This is a genomic window from Clostridium sp. 1001271B_151109_B4 (assembly GCF_015670405.1).
In the GTDB taxonomy this organism is placed as follows: Bacteria; Bacillota; Clostridia; order Clostridiales; family Clostridiaceae; genus Clostridium.
The window spans coordinates 281,206-302,354 of record NZ_JADPBQ010000001.1; the positions used below are offsets into that span (position 1 = coordinate 281,206).

At 27.7% G+C, this 21,149-nt stretch carries 19 protein-coding genes and 1 pseudogene; 1 reads left to right on the plus strand and 19 read right to left on the minus strand.

Annotated elements, in window-relative coordinates; all coding sequences use genetic code 11:
* Window positions 1-185 precede the first annotated feature (185 nt).
* The 7 genes from I4V63_RS01345 to I4V63_RS01375 all read right to left on the minus strand — a co-directional run bounded on the left by I4V63_RS01345 (window position 186) and on the right by I4V63_RS01375 (window position 10,010).
* A complete protein-coding gene (locus I4V63_RS01345; RefSeq protein WP_195999501.1) occupies window positions 186-1,946 on the minus strand; it encodes an ABC transporter ATP-binding protein in 1,761 nt (586 codons plus the stop codon).
* Window positions 1,946-3,751, minus strand: coding sequence for an ABC transporter ATP-binding protein (locus I4V63_RS01350; protein WP_195999502.1), 1,806 nt, complete (start codon window positions 3,749-3,751; stop codon window positions 1,946-1,948). The genes I4V63_RS01345 and I4V63_RS01350 overlap by 1 nt, the downstream gene beginning before the upstream one ends.
* Window positions 3,752-3,921: 170 nt before the next feature.
* Window positions 3,922-4,968 (minus strand): HAMP domain-containing sensor histidine kinase, encoded by a 1,047-nt coding sequence (locus tag I4V63_RS01355; protein ID WP_195999503.1) that lies wholly within the window; start codon window positions 4,966-4,968, stop codon window positions 3,922-3,924.
* Window positions 4,961-5,638 carry a response regulator transcription factor gene (locus I4V63_RS01360; RefSeq protein WP_195999504.1) on the minus strand — a complete coding sequence of 226 codons (678 nt, stop codon included), beginning with the start codon at window positions 5,636-5,638 and terminating at the stop codon, window positions 4,961-4,963. Before I4V63_RS01360 ends, I4V63_RS01355 begins: the two co-directional genes overlap by 8 nt.
* Window positions 5,639-5,908: 270 nt before the next feature.
* Window positions 5,909-6,532 carry a hypothetical protein gene (locus I4V63_RS01365; protein ID WP_195999505.1) on the minus strand — a complete coding sequence of 208 codons (624 nt, stop codon included), beginning with the start codon at window positions 6,530-6,532 and terminating at the stop codon, window positions 5,909-5,911.
* A 333-nt stretch (window positions 6,533-6,865) separates the two neighbouring features.
* Window positions 6,866-9,655 carry a sugar-binding domain-containing protein gene (locus I4V63_RS01370; RefSeq protein ID WP_195999506.1) on the minus strand — a complete coding sequence of 930 codons (2,790 nt, stop codon included), beginning with the start codon at window positions 9,653-9,655 and terminating at the stop codon, window positions 6,866-6,868.
* 199 nt (window positions 9,656-9,854) lie between these two features.
* On the minus strand, window positions 9,855-10,010 hold the full coding sequence (locus I4V63_RS01375; protein WP_195999507.1) for a hypothetical protein: 156 nt from the start codon (window positions 10,008-10,010) through the stop codon (window positions 9,855-9,857).
* A 133-nt stretch (window positions 10,011-10,143) separates the two neighbouring features.
* Here I4V63_RS01375 and I4V63_RS01380 point away from each other — a divergent pair, with 133 nt between their 5' ends.
* Window positions 10,144-11,097 carry a calcium/sodium antiporter gene (locus I4V63_RS01380; RefSeq protein ID WP_195999508.1) on the plus strand — a complete coding sequence of 318 codons (954 nt, stop codon included), beginning with the start codon at window positions 10,144-10,146 and terminating at the stop codon, window positions 11,095-11,097.
* Between the two features lie 262 nt (window positions 11,098-11,359).
* Here the strand turns inward: I4V63_RS01380 and I4V63_RS15525 are convergent, their stop codons facing one another.
* From I4V63_RS15525 to I4V63_RS01430, 12 genes and pseudogenes are all read right to left on the minus strand, one after another.
* Window positions 11,360-12,946 carry a zinc-binding dehydrogenase gene (locus I4V63_RS15525; protein ID WP_243280417.1) on the minus strand — a complete coding sequence of 529 codons (1,587 nt, stop codon included), beginning with the start codon at window positions 12,944-12,946 and terminating at the stop codon, window positions 11,360-11,362.
* Between the two features lies 1 nt (window position 12,947).
* Window positions 12,948-13,745, minus strand: a complete 798-nt coding sequence (locus I4V63_RS01390; protein WP_347707704.1) for a HAMP domain-containing sensor histidine kinase — start codon at window positions 13,743-13,745, stop codon at window positions 12,948-12,950.
* Window positions 13,746-13,754: 9 nt separating this feature from the next.
* On the minus strand, window positions 13,755-14,045 hold the full coding sequence (locus tag I4V63_RS15885; protein WP_347707705.1) for a hypothetical protein: 291 nt from the start codon (window positions 14,043-14,045) through the stop codon (window positions 13,755-13,757).
* On the minus strand, window positions 14,042-14,713 hold the full coding sequence (locus tag I4V63_RS01395; RefSeq protein WP_195999509.1) for a response regulator transcription factor: 672 nt from the start codon (window positions 14,711-14,713) through the stop codon (window positions 14,042-14,044). The genes I4V63_RS15885 and I4V63_RS01395 overlap by 4 nt, the downstream gene beginning before the upstream one ends.
* Window positions 14,714-14,933: 220 nt before the next feature.
* Entirely contained in the window at window positions 14,934-15,044 is a 111-nt protein-coding gene (locus I4V63_RS15890) for a helix-turn-helix domain-containing protein (RefSeq protein ID WP_347707708.1), read from the minus strand.
* Between the two features lie 168 nt (window positions 15,045-15,212).
* A pseudogene (locus I4V63_RS01405) lies at window positions 15,213-15,494 on the minus strand (M15 family metallopeptidase); the annotation flags it as partial.
* A 102-nt stretch (window positions 15,495-15,596) separates the two neighbouring features.
* Window positions 15,597-15,911 (minus strand): hypothetical protein, encoded by a 315-nt coding sequence (locus I4V63_RS01410; protein ID WP_195999510.1) that lies wholly within the window; start codon window positions 15,909-15,911, stop codon window positions 15,597-15,599.
* A gap of 127 nt (window positions 15,912-16,038) precedes the next feature.
* Window positions 16,039-16,782, minus strand: a complete 744-nt coding sequence (locus I4V63_RS01415) for an ABC transporter ATP-binding protein (protein ID WP_195999511.1) — start codon at window positions 16,780-16,782, stop codon at window positions 16,039-16,041.
* A gap of 22 nt (window positions 16,783-16,804) precedes the next feature.
* The gene (locus tag I4V63_RS15535) at window positions 16,805-17,701 is read right to left on the minus strand and encodes a glycine betaine ABC transporter substrate-binding protein (RefSeq protein WP_347707706.1); all 897 of its coding nucleotides are present in this window, start codon (window positions 17,699-17,701) and stop codon (window positions 16,805-16,807) included.
* 2 nt (window positions 17,702-17,703) lie between these two features.
* The gene (locus I4V63_RS15540; protein ID WP_243280418.1) at window positions 17,704-18,282 is read right to left on the minus strand and encodes an ABC transporter permease; all 579 of its coding nucleotides are present in this window, start codon (window positions 18,280-18,282) and stop codon (window positions 17,704-17,706) included.
* A 168-nt stretch (window positions 18,283-18,450) separates the two neighbouring features.
* Complete coding sequence (locus I4V63_RS01425) at window positions 18,451-19,674, minus strand: MFS transporter (protein ID WP_195999512.1); 1,224 nt, start codon at window positions 19,672-19,674, stop codon at window positions 18,451-18,453.
* Window positions 19,675-19,873: 199 nt separating this feature from the next.
* Entirely contained in the window at window positions 19,874-21,067 is a 1,194-nt protein-coding gene (locus I4V63_RS01430; RefSeq protein WP_195999513.1) for an MFS transporter, read from the minus strand.
* Window positions 21,068-21,149 lie beyond the last annotated feature (82 nt).

Consider the following 21,149-nt stretch of genomic DNA (forward strand, 5'->3'; position numbering starts at 1 on the left):
TAACTGTTATTAGTATAATTAAATTTAGTTTAAACTTCAACTTTTTCCAATATTATTATTTAAAAACCTAATTTATTCATTTATTAGCTTTCATAATTAAACTATAATCATAAAAGCTCTTAGCCATATAAGCCAAGAGCTCTTACTTATTTAGTAACTTTATTTTCAATTTTAGCTTTTATATATTAAGCTACCTGTTCAAATTGGCTATTGTACAATTCTGCATAGAATCCATCCTTAGCAATTAACTCCTCATGATTTCCACTCTCTAAAATATCTCCATCCTTTAATACAAGAATAATATCAGCATTCTTTATAGTTGAAAGTCTATGAGCTATAACAAATGAAGTTCTTCCTTCCATAAGTTTATCCATTGCACTTTGTATTAAAAGTTCTGTTCTTGTATCTACTGAACTTGTTGCTTCATCTAGGATTAACATCGGAGCATCTTTAATCATTGCTCTTGCAATTGTAAGTTGTTGCTTTTGTCCTGCAGATAAATTAACTTTATCATTTAAAATTGTATTATATCCATCATGTAATGTTTCAATAAAGTGGTCTAAGCCAACTGCTTTACATGCCTCTTTTATTACTTCATCACTTATTCCTTCTTGGTTATATACAAGGTTCTCTCTAATTGTACCTTCAAATAACCATGTATCCTGTAATACCATACAGAATAAATCATGAATATTTTCTCTTGTTAAATCTTTTGTAGAAACATCATCAATTAAAATTTCACCACTATTAATCTCATTAAAACGCATTAGTAAATTAACTAGAGTTGATTTACCTGCTCCTGTAGGACCAACTATGGCAATTTTTTGACCTGGCTTTGCAATTGCAGAAAAATCATTAATAATAATTCTATCAGACCCTTCATATCCAAACTTAACATTTTTAAATTCTACTTTTCCTTTAGCATTTTCAAGTGAAGTAGTCTTATGACTTTCATCTTCCATTTCTTTTGCTTCTAAAAATTCAAAAACACGATGGCTTGCTGCCGCTGCTGATTGTAAATTTTGTACTCCTTGTGCAATTTGAGCTAAAGGTTGAGTAAAGTAACGAACATACATTATAAATGCTACAATTACACCGAAGGAAATATTTCCATTCATTGCAAGAGCCGCACCAACTACACAAACTGCAACATAGCCTAAATTTCCTATAAACGTCATAATAGGCATCATTAATCCTGATAGGAATTGAGCTCTAAAAGCACTATTTTTAAGCTTTGAATTTAAATCCCTAAATTTATTATCCATTTGCTCTTCTGCATTATATGCTTTTATAATAGTATGACCTGAATATACTTCTTCAATGTGTCCATTAATTTTACCTAAATATTCTTGTTGGTTTCTAAAATACTTTTGAGAACTTTTCATAATTATCATCATCAGTACAAAACCAATCATTGTAGCTAATACTGCAGTTAACGTCATTATAACATTTGTCTTTAACATCATAATTAAAGAACCAAATAATAAAGATAATGCACTGATTAATGTTCCAACACTCTGATTTAATGCTTGCCCTATAGTATCTATATCATTTGTAACACGAGAAAGCAAATCACCAGTAGTATTGTTGTTATAATATGACATTGGTAATCTATTTATTTTCTTAGAAATATCACTTCTTAAACTTTTAGAAACCTTTTGTGTAATAGTTGCCATAATATAACCTTGAGAAAAAGTTAAAGCTGCACTAATAACATAAAGAGCTACTAACGTTAATCCTATAGATGCTATTTTATCTAAATCAATATTAGTCATTATTCCTTCTGTAATAATATCAGTCATTTCTGATAGTTTATCAGGTCCTATTAAAGTTAATATAGCGCCTATAACCGCACTAGTTAAAGCAATAATTATTACTGGTATGTATTTTTTACAATAGGTTATAAGCTTACTTAAGTTTTTTTCTGAATTTTTATTTTTACTCATTATACAACCTCCTCCTTTGAAATATCTGAACAAGCTACTTCCATTTCTTCAGCTAATTCCTCCTTTGAAAGTTGTGAATATGCTATTTCTTGATATACATTACATGTCTTCATTAATTCATCATGATTTCCTATACCAACCATTTGACCTGCTTCTAAAACAATGATCTTATCTGCATCTTTTATACTACTTATTCTTTGAGCTACGACAAGCATTGTTGTTCCTACACTTTCTTTTTTCAAGAATTTACGAAGTTTGCTATCAGTCTTATAATCCAAAGCTGAGAATGAATCATCGAAAATTAATACCTCTGGATAACGTGCTATTGCTCTCGCTATTGATAAACGTTGCTTTTGACCTCCAGAAAGATTACTACCGCCTTGTGAAATATGAGCATCATATTCACCCTCTAAATTTTCAACAAACTCTGCTGCTTGTGCTGCATATACTCCATACACAACATCATTTTTAGTAATTTCTGATTTACCATTTTCACCAAATGCTATATTTGATTCTACTGTTCCTTCAAATAAAGTAACCTTTTGAGAAACATATCCTAATTTATTTCTAAGATATTTTTGATCATATTCTCTTACATTAACTCCATCTACTAATACTTCACCTTCTGTAGCATCATAGAAACGTGGAATAAGATTAATTAATGTACTTTTACCAGAACCTGTTGCTCCTATAAATGCAATTGTTTCTCCTCTATTAGCTTTAAAACTAATATTTTTTATAACATAATCATCTGCATCTGGATATTTAAAACTAACATTCTTAAATTCAACTTCTCCTAATACTCCAATTGGTGATTGAGTATTTGTTCCATTCTTTATAGTAACTTTAGCATCCAATACTTCGTTAATTCTTTTTGCTGATACAGTTGCACGTGGCATTAAAACAAATACCATAACAAGCATCATAAATGCCATTATCACTTGCATTGCGTATGATGAAAATACTATTACATCAGAAAACACTTCCATTTTCTCTGTGATATCTGCATTTTGAATTAGTATTGCTCCAACCCAGTATATAGCAAGGCTAACTCCACTCATTATAAAAGTTATACTTGGCATCAAAACTGCCATAACACGATTTGTAAACAAGTTAACTTTTGTAAGATCGTTATTTGCTACTTCAAATTTATCTTCTTGATATTTTTCCGCATTATATGCACGAGTAACTGAAATACCTGAAAGATTTTCTCTAGAAACACGATTTAAGTTATCTGTTAATTTTTGAACTTTTGTAAACTTTGGAAGTGCTAATGCAATACAAGTACCAACAATTAATAATAAAACTACAACTGCACCAGCTACAGTTAATGATAATTGCCAGTTTCTACCTACAATCTTTAATATTGCCCATACTGCAAGTATAGGAGCTTTTACTAACGCTTGTAATCCCATAACTATAAACATTTGAATTTGATTAATATCATTTGTAGAACGTGTAATTAAACTTGCTGTAGAAAAATTATTTATCTCTTCCATAGAAAATGATTGAACCTTATCAAACATTCTAAATCTAAGTCTTGCAGACAAATTAGCTGCTATTTTTGCTGCTAATGCAGCAACAATAATCGAAGCTACTAAGCTTCCTAATGCACAAAGTAACATCGATCCCCCTGAAGTTAAAATTTCACTCATTTCACTTCCTGGTGTTTGTACAAGCTGTGTAATTTCACTCATATAATCTGGTAATTTTAAATCAAGCCATACTTGTGAAGCTACAAATGCTATACTAATAATGAGAAGTATCCATTCCTTCCCCTTAAAGTTTTTAAATATTTTTAACATAAGCTAAATCTCCTCCCTTGCTGTCTTGATTACATAATATATTAGAAATATTAACTGAAAATAAACTAAAGCTACTTTTTTATTTATTTAATTATTAGAAATAAAAAAAACTGATATCCACTAAATTTATAGTAGCTATCAGTTCTTATATAAATATATTGTATTTAATTTTATATTTGTTCAATTGGCAATATTATTGTAAATTTTGTTCCCTTTGAAACAATACTCTCACATTCTATTGTTCCACCATGCAATTCTATTATTTTCTTAACTATAGTAAGACCAAGTCCATTACCTTTAGTTGAATGAGAAGTATCTTCTTGATAAAATTTATCAAATACTTTAGATACGACCCCTTTAGAAATTCCTATTCCCGAATCTATAATAGTAATTAAAATTTCCTTTTCTTTTTTCTTCATATTAACGCTAACTAATCCATTTTCATTATTAAACTTAATTGCATTATCTAACAAATTTAGCCATACTTGATTTAGCATTTCCTTATTAGCATATATATTACAATCTTCAATATTAATATCTAATGAAATATTTTTAGACTGAAGCTTAGAATCTAAAAGTAATATACTTTGACGAATTTGCTCACCTATATTGAACATTTGCTTTTCTTTTAATATAGCTTGAGTTTCGATTTTAGAAAGATTTAAAACGTTAGTAGCAAGTGATGTTAATCTTTTAGATTCTTCTATAATTATATCTAAATATTCATTTCTTTCTTCTTTAGAAAGATCATCATCCTTTAAAATTTCCGCAAATCCTTTAATAGATATAATTGGTGTTTTAAATTCATGAGAAAAATTATTTATAAAATCTGTACGTAATACTTCGATACTACCCAATTCTTCTGCCATTATATTAAAATTCTTAGATAATATTCTAAATTGTGGTGGCTGCTTTACGTTTAAACGTGCTGAAAAATCTCCACGTGATAGTTTCTCTGTGGCCTCAATAAACTCTTTAATACTTTTTAATACAGCTTTACTTGAACACACAGAGACTATAATACCTATTAACATACATGAAGCTAATGTAATTATTGGTAAAACCATTTTACTTTCAATATTATGTTCATTTAAAAGCCCTATAGAAAATGCTATATACATTAAAGCCGCTGTAATCAATGTGGTAATTAAATTAATTAAAAATATCATAATCCCAAAATGCATTGATAAAGTTATTCTTTTGCTTAATCTATTCACTTTTCTTTACCGCCTTATACCCAAGACCTCTAACTGAAACTATTTCAAATTCAGGATAGGAATCGAAACGCTTTCTTAATCTGTTTATATGAACATTTACTGTTGTATCACCACTTTCAGTTTCCATTCCCCAAATTTCATCCATTAATTGAATACGAGTAAATATTCTATCGGGATAAGATAAAAGCTTATATAATAGATAAAATTCCTTTTGTGGTAGGGTTTGTTTATCATCCTCACGTGATACAGTTAAAGTATCATAATCTAAAGTTACCTTTCCAATTGTAAGCTTTCTAGCACTTGCTATTTGTGATCTTCTAAGAAGAGCTTTAATTCTAAGAAGCATTTCCTCTGTATCAATCGGCTTTGTCATATAATCATCTGTTCCAACAATAAATCCTCTTTTCTTGTCTTCTGGAAGTTGTTTTGCCGTTGCCATAAGTATTGGTATCATACACTCTGCATCTCTAAGCTCTTTAGCAAACTCATAACCATCCATATTAGGCATCATTATATCTAAAATAATCAAATCAACATGGTGATTTTCAAGTACTTCCATTGCTATAACTCCATCTTCGGCTTTTAGAACTGAATATCCTTCTCTTTTTAAAATAGTTTCTAATAGTTTTCTTGTGTGTTTATCATCTTCAACAACTAATATATTAATCATGAAATTACCTCCACTAACATTTATAAAACATTATCTAATCAAAATGTATTTAAACTAGTTTTTTACTTTATAATAATACTAAATAATAAACTTAACATAAACAAAATATCCATTACTGTTAAATACATTAGAATACATCATTATATTTAATATTCTACAATAGATTTATTTACCAATCCATAATTCATAGTATAATGATAAAAGTAATAAAAAGAGAAGTTGTACTCTATTTACTTAGTTATACAACTTCTCTTTTTTATAATTAAAGCTTTATTTCTTTTTCATTGAACGTATAACTTCAACTCTTGTTACAACATTATTTGTTATTTTTGCTACCCTTAATGCAAATCCTGGATAATAAATACATACTCCTGTACCTAACTCTAGTTTTCTTGCTTCTATTTCCTTTAGTACAATATCTTCTAATGTATCCTCTTTATTTTCATGTGGTATATCTATACGTTCTAAAAAGTTTATTCTTTTTACCCTTTCACTACTTCTATAAATAGTTTTATCTACTTCATCAAAGTTATAAAATAAGTACTTTCTTGTAGCAAACAATGCTGCTATAGCTAATACCCCTATTAAATTTTGAAATATTGTCATATGCTCAACAATTAATTGCCTTGCAATAGCAAAAAGTAAAACTTCAATTACAGTTTCTGGAGTATGTTTACATAACATCTTTATAAATTCTATTCCAATAACAAAGTTAAATGCTATTGAAAGGTAATCATTAAATGCCTCTAAATTATTTCTAAATGAGAATACCGATGTAATATCAAAAATTAGATATATAACAGATATTCCAATGCAAATTGCTAAAAGTACCCCTATTATAGTCTCAAGTGTATCTACTGCTTTTAGCACCTGTTCTTTTATAAATTTCTTCATAATATTTACTCCCCTACTTAATATCTAATTATTTAGTAAAACTAAATATAAAAACAACAAAGTTATGATTATATCTCTTATTTTTATTATATCATGAAATATACCTATTTTATGTGATAACAATTACATTTTTCTATTATTTTTAATATTTTTGCATTAAATATATTATTTTTTAAGCTAAAGGAAGTTTCTTTATTAGAATAGTAATAATAAACACTTTTTAGTGGAAGTAATATTCATTTGTAATAAAAATACAAAAAAAGATAATAAAAACAAGAAGCCTCCAAATCCAATTTAAATAACTGACTCGGAGGCAACATCATATTTTTATATCTATTTCTTACTATTAAATATACTATTAAACGTATCTATTGTAATAGTTTTTTGTGGGTTAAAATCTTTACTTTCCATATATTTAACTAAACTATATTGAAGCCATTTTGCTGGACTACTATCCACTATTTCCTTAAGTGGTGAATTACAAACTAAAATCTCAGTTTCATTTACTTTAAATTCATAAACTAATCCCAAGAAATGATTTCTCTCAAAATTATCAATCATTTGTACAATTGGATCAATCTTAACATCATCTAAAATAGATAAACGAGAACTAATAACAATATCCCACCATTGTGGAGTTGAATAAAACTCACATGGGAAATTCATTAGTGCAGGATGCTTATCATTTATTAATAATCCCATTGTTCCTACTGGTATAGGCTTACCCATACTCTCAGAAATAGACCTAAACATTGGATAACACCAAAAATCTGTACAATAAGTTCCTTCTATAGAATTTAAAATCTCATCAGCTTTTGGATAATATAAAATCTTTTTATTATTTGAAATACCATTCATTAACTCTGATAAATTATTTGTAATTAAAATATCTTGGCTCTCTATCTGTGGGACTATTGGATATACCCATATATCATAATGATTTGAAATATTTAATTCTTCAATCGTTAATTTAAATGTATATTTTTGTGGTACTTTACATTTTGGTAATTGAAAACTTATAGTTGATAAATTATTTACTCCAATGGATAATTCATTTACTTCTATTTCCTTGCTCCATACATAATCAGTTCCATTTATAAGTTCTGCCGCTAAAAGTGTATTACTCTTAAATTCTTTTTTATAATTAGTAAGTTTTATATTACAGTTAAATTTTTCTACTGCATTCCATACATACTTTGAAAATTCTCCAAGCAATACACAATCTGAACAGAATTCTCTCCATTCTTCTGATGATATTATTCCCTTGTTATCCATGAAAGCATCTAAGATTCCTACTAAAGCAGTTCCTTGTCCACTAAAATCCTGCAAGTCTAGCAATTGGAATCCTGCTAACTCATTACTTCTAAATGCTGTTTCTAGCTCACCCTTATAACATTCCGCTGCTAATTTCCCTGATGCTTTAAAGTACATATCAGCTTTATCAATTAATCCTTTTTCCTCTAAACGTTCCTTAAACACTTCGAAGTTCCTAGCCTTTAATACTCCTGTATATTTATCTATTTCCTTAAAATTAGGGAAAGTTTCATATTGTCCAATTTCATGTGAAATGACTGGTACGCTAGGAATAAACTCTTCTGTTTCAGATACAAGTACTTCTTTTACACCTGTTCCATATTGAATTTGCTTAACTCCAACTTCCCCTACTGAACCTTTTTCCTTTGAAGTAGGCCTTATTATTTCATCATAATTATGAGTTGTGTTTGGTGCATCTGTCTGTATATGACCTTGTGGAGCATCACACATTGCATAAGAGCCCCTATATAATCTATCACCAGCAAAACGAACTCCACTAAAGAAATCATCCTCTTCTAAAATACATGGTGCCCATTGGAAGTTATTACATCCTTGCACATAAAGATGTCTATTATCATATTCTTTATATCCTTTAAGAATAGAATTTAGCGTTTCCTTACTTCCCCATAATTCATTACCTAAAGACATCATTACAAATGATGGATGATTACCAAACTCATCTAACATTCTATATCCTTCTTCAATTAAGTATTGCTGCATAGCTTCATCATGATTTTCATCTTCTTTTGTTGTTATTGTTCCCCAGAATGGTAATTCTGGTTCCATATAAATACCAACAATATCTGCTGCTTCAAAGGCTGCCTTAGGTGGACAACATGTATGGAATCTATAATGATTAATACCATATTCCTTTGATATATTTAAAACCTTTATCCAGCTTTCTAAATCTGTTGGTGCATACCCTGTTAATGGAAAAATTAATCCATCATGCTTTCCTCTAAGAAAAGTTTCTTGATTATTTATTAAAAACTTCTTTTCATTAGTTTTAAAAGATAGCATACCAAATGAATAAGTATCTTCATTTATAACTTTCTCCTCATTTTCAATTTGGATTTTCATTTTATAAGTATATGGATTATATTCGCTCCAAAGCTGAACATCTTGCCCCATTGGATACTTTACTTCAAATGAGTTATTATTTATGTTATAACTGTTTTTATCAAATACATTATTATCATCAAAAGCTGTCAATGAAAGCCTTTCTATTTTATTACCTAAAACTTTTCCTTTTACTATAACAGCTTTCTCTTCAATATTAGGATAAAACTTAACATCTGATAATCTAGTTTTATTAGTAATTTTAATAGAAATTTCCCCAGTAATTCCATTCCAATTTGTTTGAGTATCTGGAGAAGTCATATGTCCACCTTTTGTTGGATATGAAATATTATCAACCATTATAGTTATCTTATGTTTGTTATTGTTTACATAAGAAGTAATGTCATAATGATGAGATGTACATAAGCTATTATATGTTCCTACATATTTATCATCTATCCAAACATGTGTTATTCTTGTTCTTTCCATTATTAATTCTATATAATCATTTTCACTTTTATTTGGAAATTCTACTACTTTAGAAAACCAAGCAAATCCTTCAAATTTGTATAAATCAGTAAGATATCCAACTTCTCTATCAGCATTTATTTTACCTTTCTTTGCTTCAGAAGTTGTTGTCGGCAAAGTAATTGTATCATTTAATTCTTTTTTATATAATTCAATGTTTAATCCTTGTTTATCTTTATCTAATTGAAAATTCCATTCACCATGTAAATTTATTTTAGTCATATCTGTTCCCATCCTTTTATAGTTAAAATTTATAGTCTAATTATTACTTAATAAATACAATTAAATTTTATATGTAATTAATTATAATATTAACCTATTACTATAAATACCCGAAAAATATCACTAAAATTATAGTATTTATTGCATAAAAAAACTAAGAGATCAATTCAAATCTTTGATTGACCCCTCCTTAAGTAATTTAAAGATTTAAATTTATTGTAATTATTTCAAAATCCTCACTTGTTAATGCCGTATCTTCATAATCAACTTCACCACGTTGATTATCATAAGGGTCTATTCTTAAAAACTTCTTATTTGGAATAAAATCATATTGAAATTCAGAATTTGCAATCATTCTATATGGATCTATATTTCAAAAAAAAATATTATTTTTTAATTTTAATCATAAAAAAGTTTGTAACTTTACCTTTCATGTGATATCTTTCTATTTAGCACATAATTTTTATCAAATTTTGGGAGGATATACTATGTCATTTATTCTTTTAATTATAGGTTTCTTTTTTCTTATAAAAGGGGCTAATTTATTTGTTGATGGAGCTGCTTCGATAGCAAGAAAATTTAACATCCCATCAATGATAATAGGACTTACCATAGTTGCAATGGGAACAAGTGCTCCTGAAGCTGCTGTAAGTATTACCTCTTCATTATCTGGGCAAAACGATATGAGCGTAGCTAATGTAGTTGGTTCAAACTTCTTTAATATTCTTGTAGTTCTTGGTGTTTCTGCAATAATATCTAAGCTACCTGTACAAAAAAATACAATAAAAAAGGATACACCTTTTTTGTTAATGGTAAGTGGTTTGCTTTTACTATTTGGATTTAATAAATATATAAGCAGAATTGAAGGATTAATATTATTAATTGTTTTTGTATACTTTTTATATTCCACTATTAAAATGGCCAAATCTGTAACAAATTTAGATAGTTCATCTGATAATGAAATTGCCTTAGCCGAAAGTGATACTACTACACAAACTCCAATATTAAAAACTGTTATTTTAAGTATAATAGGAATTTTAGGAATTGTTATAGGTGGAGATATGGTTGTTGATTCTGCTACTTCCATTGCAACTTTATTAGGTATGAGTGCAAATTTAGTTGGTTTAACCATTGTTGCTATTGGAACATCCTTGCCTGAATTTGTTACTTCTATCGTTGCAATAAAGAAAGGTGAAACTGAAATTGCAATTGGAAATGTAATTGGATCAAATATATTTAACATATTACTAGTTTTAGGACTGGCTACCTTCATTTCCCCAATAACAATTAGTACTTTAGCCTTAATAGATATTATTTTTATGCTATGTATAACAATAGTATTATACCTATTTATGAAAAAAGATTATTCTCTAGTAAAAAAACATGGCATTATTTTAGTAGGAATTTATATAGTTTATATGAGTTATACAATAATTAGATAATATTTGTAAATAAAAAAGAAATCTTAGCTACTTTTTTCAGCTAAGATTTCTTTTTTAGATCAAACGATCATTATCTGTAATTGCCACAGGTGCAGAAGCTGTCATTACTACAATATCAGCATCCTTACAATCTTTATAATCTCCTACACTTATTTTTACATGACCTAGAGACTATTTATGTTTTCTATAATATTTTTAATACTTTCTACAGCACTATTTATTTCTTTAATATTGCTATTAATAAATTAGTCCAGTAATTTTATTAATATCGAATAACTACATTAAGAGAATTATCTACATCTGAAGCTTTTTCAATTGCTTCTGAAATATTATCTAATGTAAATTCGTTAGTAATAATAGATTCAATATCCCACATACCACTTTCCATTATATCCATTACATCTTTTACATCTTCTGGCATATAGCCACCACTTCCTATTAATGCATGCTGTGAAAATGTCATATCAAGAATATCTACAGGCCTCATACCAGCTAACACTGCAACTATAACCATACGGCTTTCAATTTTACCTATTCTTTGATAAGTTTCAAGAATACTTTCGGCTCCAGCAGCATCAATATATATATCCACATCTGCAGTTATTCCTTTAATACTTGCAGCTTCCCCAAAATACTTTATTGCTTTTTCTTGAAGATTTTCCAATCCATTATTACAAACTTCGAATCCTAAATTCTTTGCCTTTTTTAATCTAAACTCTGAATGATCACAAATCATTACTTTCTCACAACCGAAATACTTTAATGCTATTGCAGCTGCAATTCCTATTGTTCCAGCTCCAAATACTATCGCCTTTTCTTTTTTCTTAGGAAATGCCCTTCTTGCTGCTCTACATCCAACAGTAAATGGCTCAATTAAACTAGCTTCTTTATCTGATATTTTTTCATTAACCTTATATACCTGTTCATTAAGTTTTGCATTAGGTATTAATATATATTCCGAAAATCCACCTATTGTGCCTGCTCTTTTGGGATCACCTTTTGCAAGCCTTGGATATGGATATACTCTATCACCAACTTTGATATCTTTCACATTCTCTCCAACTTCAATAACTTCTGATACAACTTCATGACCAAATTCTCCACCAACAGTAATTTTATGACCTGTACCTGGTCCGTGTTGATAAACAGCCACATCAGTACCACAAATACTTGCGTATAAATTCTTTACAACAATATCATTTATTCCAGCTTTCGGCTTTGGCAAATCCTTTACTATAATATTTCTTTTTCCATTATAAATTGCTACTTTCATTTTCTTTTTCCTTTCTACTTTTTTTAAATTATCATCATTTCTAAGTAACCTGTTCCCCTTTTCACATATAGTATATATTTCTTCATACTTATCATTAATTAATGGCTCTATAACTTCATTTCTCTTTTTTAGTATATTCTTATAAACAAAATATGGAGTTATCCATCCCACAAATCCTGGTATTGCTAATATAACACTTAACCAAATTATTGGTGGATTATTTACAATTGCAAATGTAGAAGCAGTTATGAAAATAGTTCCTAAAATACAAATAGCAACTGAAATAAGTCTTGCTTTAGATCTCTTTGAGCGTTCAAGTTCATCAATTTGTTTTAAACAATCTTCAAAATGTCTTTGTAATCTTGTAATTTCTACTTTATTTATAATCATTCTATCTCGTTTAAGATAAATTATATTCTTTTCTTTCTCATTTAACTTATTTCGATTTTCATCTAAATTCCAACCAAAATTTCTATATCCATCTATATATAACGATATTTTATCTTTATCCCTTATAAGTACCTCTTTATATTCATATCCTATGTATGAATTATCATTAATAATTGTTTCATTCATATTATTCAGCACTTTCCTTATATGTATTAAATCCCTTTATAGGTAACTTCACAGTAAATGTTGAACCATAGCCTAGTTCACTTTCCACAGATAATATTCCGTCCATCAATTCTATAATTCGCTGAGTAATTGCTAATCCTAATCCATTTCCCTCTGTAGCATGTGATGTATCCCCTTGATAAAACTTATCAAAAATATGTTTTATTGTCTCCCTTGACATACCACATCCATTATCTTTTACACTTACTATTATCTCGTCATCTTCTCTTCTTTGTTTTAATAATATCTTTCCTCCGGGATTAGTAAACTTTACGGCATTTGATAATAAATTTGTCCACACTAACTCCAAAAGACTTTCATCACTTTCAATTATTATAAAATCATCTATATCAGCTTCAAAATCAATATTCTTTTTTTCCCATTGTGCCTCAAACTGTAATGCACATTTACAAAGCTGATTACAAAGATTAAAATTTGTGATTAATGGCTTAATATTTTGTTTTTCTAGCTTATTAAGCTTTAAAATATTTGTAATCAATGTTGATAATTTCTTGGAAGCCTCCATAATCGTTGAAATATATTCTAATCTTTCTATTTCATTTAATTTTGTACTTTGTAGTAACTCTGCGGAATTTTGAATAACCGCAATTGGTGTCTTAATCTCATGTGAAACATTAGAAAAGAAATCTGTTTTTAATGTTTCTATACTCCCTAATTCCTCTACCATCCTATTAAAATCCATTATCATTATGTCTAAATAATCAAGCTTTTCTGGTGTATGTATTGGTGATAAATACACAGAGAAATCTCAATTAGCTACTGCACTAGCAGCTTCAGCCATTTGCTTCATTGGCTTTTCATAGGTCTTTCTCATCTGCCATCTTGTAAATAAAGTATATACTCCAGCTACAAACATCCAATAAAAAATAACAATTATTTTTCTAACAAGATTACTTAAATTTAAAATATGAAGTAAAGAAATAATTTTATAATGGATTCCAGCCATAGCTAATAATACAAAAAAGGTCATAAGGAAAATTGACATTGGGAAATGTGATTGTCTAACCTTATATTTCTTTTCTATTCCATGATGAATCATTTTAATACCGCCTTATATCCTATTCCACGAACAGTTTTTATTTCAAATCCATTACAAAAAGAAAACTTATCTCGAAGCTTAGTAATATAAACATCAACAGCTCTCAAACTTGTTTCTGTTTCAATTCCCCAAAACTCATCCATAAGCTGTGTTCTTGTAAAAGTTTTATTAGGATAAGAAAGTAATTTATAAATTATATTGAATTCTCTAGTTGTCGTTGTTATTTCTTTTCCATTACTTATTGCCGACATAGCATCAGCATCTAAAAGTAAATCTCCAACAGTAACTTTTCTTTCCATCTCTATATTAGCCCTTCTTAAAAGTGCCTTTACTCGTAGTAAAAGTTCATCTAACTCAATTGGCTTTACCATATAATCATCAATACCTAAATGAAATCCTCTCTTCTTTGATGTAATATCATCCTTTGCTGACATAAAAAGAATAGGTATGGTTTTATTTATTTCTCTTACAGATTTAGCAAATTCGAATCCATCAATTCCTGTCATCATAATATCTGAAATAATTAATTCAAACCTTTTAGTATACATTTCATCATAAGCCTCTTCTACACTTAAGCATCCTTTAGCTATGAATCCGTTACTATTAAGATATGAACATACTATTTTATTTAAATCAAAATCATCTTCTAAAACTAAAATATGGATCATAAGTTACCTCCTTGTTAAATCCTTATGTAATTATAGCATAGGTTTGTTTAAGAATTGTTAAAGTAAAAATTTAATATGATTTACAAGCATATACACTCAAAATAGAAAACTACTAACTATGTTGTACACATAATTAGTAGTAAAATACTCATATATATTAAAATTTTAATTACTTTACTTAATATAAAAAAAACTATTATACTATCTCAAATAAAACCCATTAATCCTCTAGCCTATATCCAACCTTAAACATGGTTTTTATATTTTCTTTAAGTTTTAGTTTTTCTCTTAATCTTTGAACATGTATATCAATTATTGTCCTTTCTCCTATGTAATCAAATCCCTATACCTTTTCTAACAATTGATCTCTTGATAATGCAATATTTTTATTATGTAAAAAATATAATTATCCCTACTAAGTTTATTAACCCCATTGTTAATAATGTACAATATAAAAAATTTTTCTCCCAAAATTTCATAGTGTCCCCTACTAATTATCTTATTTTTCTAGATACTCCTCTAATGTTAACCGTTTTTCACTTATATCTTTAGCAGCATCTATCCCCACATATCTTAAATGCAAAGGCTCATATTGATATCCTGTTATGCTTTCTTTTCCCTTAGGATACCTAAGAATAAACCCATAGTTACTCATATTTTCTGATAACCATTTATAAGCATTAGTATTTTCAAATCCCTCATCTAAACTAGTATATTCTGTTGATAAAATATCCATTACTAATCCACTTTGATGTTCACTAGTACCTGGTTTAGCTACATAATAAATGAAATATTTATTTTTAAAATCTAAAAATATAAAGCCAATAAAAATTTTTACTATACTTACTGGCTTTATATAAAATTTGTATTTAATATATTCACTTCATAAAAACTGTATACAAGCTACTATTATTCCCATCATAATCAATGTAATAACTAGAGATACACATTGTACTACTACATAACCAAGCAAATTTATTTTTGTTTTTCCACAATGCTTAAAGAAAAAATACCTAATAGCTCTATATGATACTGTTATTAAAAATACACATATAATAATTGTTATCATTTTGATAAGTATGCTAACTTCATTATTTATTGTTAGCCAATTTAGAAATACAATTATAGGTAACCCCAAAAATACAAACATTAAAAAAACTACTCTGAAATCCGGAATTTTATTCTTTTCATTTTTCATATATATGTTACCCCCTCTCATAGTATATTTTCCCCCTTCTTATAGTATACTTTACTCTCTCATAGTATATTTTATGAAAGGTATTTTAAAATATAACGATTAACTTACAATAATAAACAAATTAAAATTAGCTTATTTTATTATCACCCAAAAGTTCTTTAACAAAGATACTCTTAGGATTTTTAAGCAATTGTTCTGGTGTATCAATTTGTATTACCTCCCCCTTATCCATTACCATGATCCTTGTTCCAAGTTTTAATGCTTCCTTAATATCATGCGTAATAAATATAATTGTCATATTATATTCCTTATAAATTTTTAATATTTCATCTTGCAATAATTTTCTTGTTATTTCATCTATAGCTCCAAATGGCTCATCCATTAAAATAATATTAGGATTAGTTGCCAAGGCCCTTGCAATACCAACCCTTTGCCTTTGTCCACCAGAAAGTTCATTTGGATAATTATCTAACATTTCTTCCTTTAATCCAACTTTATTTATTAATTCTTTAACTCTATTTTCGATGCTATCTTTTTTTTCTTTTTTTATTAAATTAGGCACATATGATATATTTTTTCTTACAGTCATATGCGGAAATAAGCCAATTTCCTGAATAACATAACCTATTTTTCTCCTTAAAGATATTTTATCTACTTTTGAGATATCATTGCCTTCTACATACACTTTTCCATCATCTGGTTCAATTAAACCATTAATAAGCTTTAAAAATGTAGTCTTACCACACCCCGAGCTACCAATTACAGTTATAAATTCACCTTTATTAATTTTTAAATTTATATTTTTAAGTATTACTTTATTACCATATGTTTTACTTATATTTTTGACTTCTATAATGATTTTTTCCCCCATATTATCTCCCTTTTATAAAAGATTACTCTACCAAACCTTTTTCTATTAAGAAGTCTTTTGCAACATTACTTTCATCTTGTCCTTCTGTCTCAACTAAATAATTAAGCTTGGCCATTTCTTCTTCATTTATAATATTATCTAATTTCATAATAGCTTCTTTTAATTCAGGATATTTTTCTAAAGTATCATTACGCACTACAGTTCCACAATAATAAGTTTCATAAAAATTCTTATCATCTTCTAAAACAACAACATCTGAATTTGAAAGTTGACCATCTGTAGTAAATATATTCATTACATCTATTTCTTTAGAGTTTATTGCATTATACTTAAGCCCAATATCCAAATCTACAGATTTTTTAAAATTCATATTATATTCTTCACATAAAGCATCAAACCCATCATCTCTTTCATAAAAATCATATTCTGCTCCAAATGTAAGCTCTTCTGAATATTTTGCTAAATCAGAATAAGTTTTTATATTGTACTTTTCTGCTAAATCTTTTCTTATTACTAACCCAAATGTATTATTAAATCCAAACAAATTAACCCAAGTTAAATCATATTCACTATTATATTTTTCTTTCAATTCTTTATATAAAGTTTCATCATCTGGAATTTCTGTTTCTTTCAAAACAAAACTCCAACCAGTACCAGTATACTCAGGATACATATCAAAATCGCCCTTTAATATAGCTGGATGAATATTACTTGTACCTCCACCTATTCCTTTTGTAATTTCTACATTTAAATTTGTATTTTCTTCAATAATTAGCTTTAACATTTCGCCTAATATAAACTGCTCTGTCATTGGTTTTGTAGCAATTTTTATAGTATCACTCTTCTTAGAACAGCCTACTGGAATAATAATTAATAAAATTGCCAAAATACATATTAATACTTTTCCCTTCTTTTTCACCTTTACAACCTCCACTTTCTTTTTATTATTTTCTCTATACCTCCAATAATTAAATCAAATAATAAAGCTAATAATGCAATTAACAGACTCCCTGCTATAGTCATGGTTTGGTTATTTGTTGTTATTCCCCTATATACAGCAACACCAAGTCCTCCTGCCCCTATAAATGATGCAATCCCAGCCAGTGCTATAGTCATTACAACCATATTTTTAAATCCAGCCAAAATTACTGTTGTTGCTAATGGAATTTTTATTTTATATAATATTTGAAATTCAGTACTTCCCATTCCCCTAGCTGATTCTATAATAGACTTGTCTATATTATCTATTCCTGCATAAGTATTTCCAATCATAGGTAGTAATGCATATATACTAAGTGCAATAATTGCTGTAGTATTCCCAATTCCTGAAAATGGAATTAATAAACCAAGTAAAGATATTGATGGTATGGTGTAAAGAAAATTTGTTATTGATAAGACTAATGGTGATGTTTTCTTATATTCACTTATTAATATTCCTAAAACTCCACCTATAAGAGTTGCTATTAGTATAGAAATTCCTGAAATTTTTAAATGTTCCAATGTTAACTTTAAAAAGAAATCGTATCTTTCTATATAGAGTTTTATTAATTCACTAATGTTTTTCACCTCCTATAAGTTTTATTTAAATTAATCTTCCTTTATAAATAACATAGTAAATTCTTCATTATATAATACTATTAATATGAAAAAAAATTCCTAAATTAAAATTTAGGAACTTTTTATATTAAAGGCTTTCCTTTTTAATACTATAAAAATTACAAATACTCCTATAGTAAATATTAATAATCCTGGGAAAAGCCATACCTTACTTAAATTATAAACATATGATGATATTAATGGTCCAATTGCATATCCAAGTGCTTCACACGCACCTACAAATCCAAATACAATCCCTTCACTTTTCTTATCTTCACCAAACTTTAAAAGTGAATTTTGTAATCCTGAATTTAAAAATGTTGCACCTAAAAAATATATAATAATAGCTATTGTAAATATGCTTATTCTTCTTACAATTGATAATGTAGCCAAGGAAAGTATCATAAATATGAATGATATTAATAATTGCTTTTTTACACCAATTTTATCACTAGTCCATCCACCTAAAGGCGCAAAAATACCAAATACAAATAAATATATTGATATTATTACAGAAGTATAAAATGCACTTGAGCCTAAAACTTCTTGACCATAAAAGGGAAAAATCGAAACGATACATCCATAAATAAAATCCCCTAATAAAGCAATTATCCCTAAAAGAATTATTTTAGCTAAAAGCTTTTTTTCTCTTATAGTATTAATTATTTCTTTTATTCTTGCCTTAAAGCTCTCTTTTTGCTTCTTATTGGTTTTATTTATATCCGATTTTTTAATTTTTATAATTATAAAAACTACTGTTAATATAATCCCTATTGAAGACATATAAAATACTAAATTATAATTATTTAGTTTTGTAACAATAAATCCACCTATTATAGAAGCTATTGCACCACTTAATGTAAATACTGCTGAAGCATAACCTGTACATTCGCCTCTTTTTGATTCATCTAAGGATCTAGATAGTAATGCAAACGTTGCAGGTGCAGACATACCAAGTATAGCTCCTTGTGCAATATAAATAATACTTGCGAGTAAACTACTCTTGTTTAAAGTATAAGAAAAAGGAACTATAGCCATTAATATAAATGATATTATTAGTAACCATTTATCTCCAATTTTATTTGTAACAGCTCCAAATGGTATTTGTATTAAAGCCTTTGCAAAACCATAAGATGACATAACTGCACCTATAATTAATGTGCTTATTCCTAATGAATTAAAATACAAAGGTATTATTGGTATCATTAAGCTGTAACTAAATCCAAAAGCAAATCTTTGAATGCAAAAATATAAAAGCTCTTTTTTAGTGAATAATATATTATTTTTTATATTCATAATAAACCCCTTTGATTAATAAGGAAAACTTTATCTGCTGACTAGTCATTATAACCTACCTATAGATAACAATTTCTAAACTTCAAATGAAATTAAATCCCTATCTAAAGTTAAGAAGTCAGTTTATTTTATTATTTATCACTGTAGCTTTTTTATACTCTAATATTATTTCATATTGATTTTCTTTTAGTTCATATTTTTATATTCCTGATTTATTGAATAAAACCACATAAATTGCAGTAATAAAAATAGATACCATTAATAAACCTAAAAATAAATAATTTTTATTATATTCATAAATATAAGATGAAACCAGTGGTCCAACTGCATATCCAAGTGACTCTGATGCTCCAACAACTCCAAAAACAAAACCTTTAATTTTAGGATATGAACCAAATTCCGAAAGACAGCTTTGTACAGAAGCATTTAAATATGTTGCACCTAAAAAGTATAATATAATTATTATAGTAAATATAGTTACATTTCTAGTTATAATAAGACCTAACAATGTAAAATTCATAGTAAAAAAAGAATATAATAATTGCTTTTTATTTCCGATTTTATCACTAACCCATCCTGCTATTGGTGCACCTAATCCAAAAACTAATAAGTAAACTGATATAATGGAAGAAGTATACGCTGTTGATACATGAAGTACATCTTGTCCGTAAAAATGAATTAATGCTACAACACAAGAATAAATATAATCTCCTAAAAATGCACTACTTGATAAAATAATAATTTTATAAACAAATTTTCTTCTTCTTATTTCATATAAAATTTCCTTTATACTCTCTTTCTTATTATCTTTATCTTTCATAGGTTTTACTTTGTTAACTCTAATGATTACATATATTAATGTAAAAAATATTCCAAGAGATGATATATTAAATGCCATACTAAAGTTATTTAACTTTGTTAATATAAAACTTGCAATTGCAGCACCTATTCCCCCACCTAAAGTAAATACTGCTGAAGCAAGGCCAGTACACTCTCCTCTTCTTTTAACATTCAATGTTCTTGCAAGTACTGAATAAGTTGCAGGTGCTGCCATTCCAAGAATAGCACCTTGAATAACATATAAACTTCCTGCTTGAAGGCTTGTATTTGATAATACATAGCCAATAGGAACTAATCCCATTAACAATAAAGCTAACTTTAGAGTTGATTTATCCCCTATTTTATCACAGACAATTCCAAAGGGAATTTGCATTATTGTCTTACTTACTCCATATAATGAAATGACTATTCCTATAGTTACAGTTTCCATTCCTATTGACTTAAAGAATAATGGTATTATTGGTATCATAATGCTGTAACTTATTCCAAAAAGCAGCCTATATATGCAAAATGCTCTAAATTTTTTATCATTTAATATAAACTCATTTTTCATAGTTTCTCCTAATAAATTGATAATACTTCATAATAAACTTATGTAAGCAAATAATTTATTATTACTTAAGTTAAATCGATGT

What these genes read in the sequence shown, in the direction of transcription:
- I4V63_RS01345 (WP_195999501.1), bottom strand. Translation starts at nt 1,946, where the DNA reads ATGAGTAAAAATAAAAATTCAGAAAAAAACTTAAGTAAGCTTATAACC.
- I4V63_RS01350 (WP_195999502.1), bottom strand. Translation starts at nt 3,751, where the DNA reads ATGTTAAAAATATTTAAAAACTTTAAGGGGAAGGAATGGATACTTCTC.
- I4V63_RS01360 (WP_195999504.1), bottom strand. Translation starts at nt 5,638, where the DNA reads ATGATTAATATATTAGTTGTTGAAGATGATAAACACACAAGAAAACTA.
- I4V63_RS01365 (WP_195999505.1), bottom strand. Translation starts at nt 6,532, where the DNA reads ATGAAGAAATTTATAAAAGAACAGGTGCTAAAAGCAGTAGATACACTT.
- I4V63_RS01370 (WP_195999506.1), bottom strand. Translation starts at nt 9,655, where the DNA reads ATGACTAAAATAAATTTACATGGTGAATGGAATTTTCAATTAGATAAA.
- I4V63_RS01375 (WP_195999507.1), bottom strand. Translation starts at nt 10,010, where the DNA reads ATGATTGCAAATTCTGAATTTCAATATGATTTTATTCCAAATAAGAAG.
- I4V63_RS01380 (WP_195999508.1), top strand. Translation starts at nt 10,144, where the DNA reads ATGTCATTTATTCTTTTAATTATAGGTTTCTTTTTTCTTATAAAAGGG.
- I4V63_RS15525 (WP_243280417.1), bottom strand. Translation starts at nt 12,946, where the DNA reads ATGAATGAAACAATTATTAATGATAATTCATACATAGGATATGAATAT.
- I4V63_RS15885 (WP_347707705.1), bottom strand. Translation starts at nt 14,045, where the DNA reads ATGATTCATCATGGAATAGAAAAGAAATATAAGGTTAGACAATCACAT.
- I4V63_RS01395 (WP_195999509.1), bottom strand. Translation starts at nt 14,713, where the DNA reads ATGATCCATATTTTAGTTTTAGAAGATGATTTTGATTTAAATAAAATA.
- I4V63_RS01410 (WP_195999510.1), bottom strand. Translation starts at nt 15,911, where the DNA reads ATGAAAAATGAAAAGAATAAAATTCCGGATTTCAGAGTAGTTTTTTTA.
- I4V63_RS01415 (WP_195999511.1), bottom strand. Translation starts at nt 16,782, where the DNA reads ATGGGGGAAAAAATCATTATAGAAGTCAAAAATATAAGTAAAACATAT.
- I4V63_RS01425 (WP_195999512.1), bottom strand. Translation starts at nt 19,674, where the DNA reads ATGAATATAAAAAATAATATATTATTCACTAAAAAAGAGCTTTTATAT.
- I4V63_RS01430 (WP_195999513.1), bottom strand. Translation starts at nt 21,067, where the DNA reads ATGAAAAATGAGTTTATATTAAATGATAAAAAATTTAGAGCATTTTGC.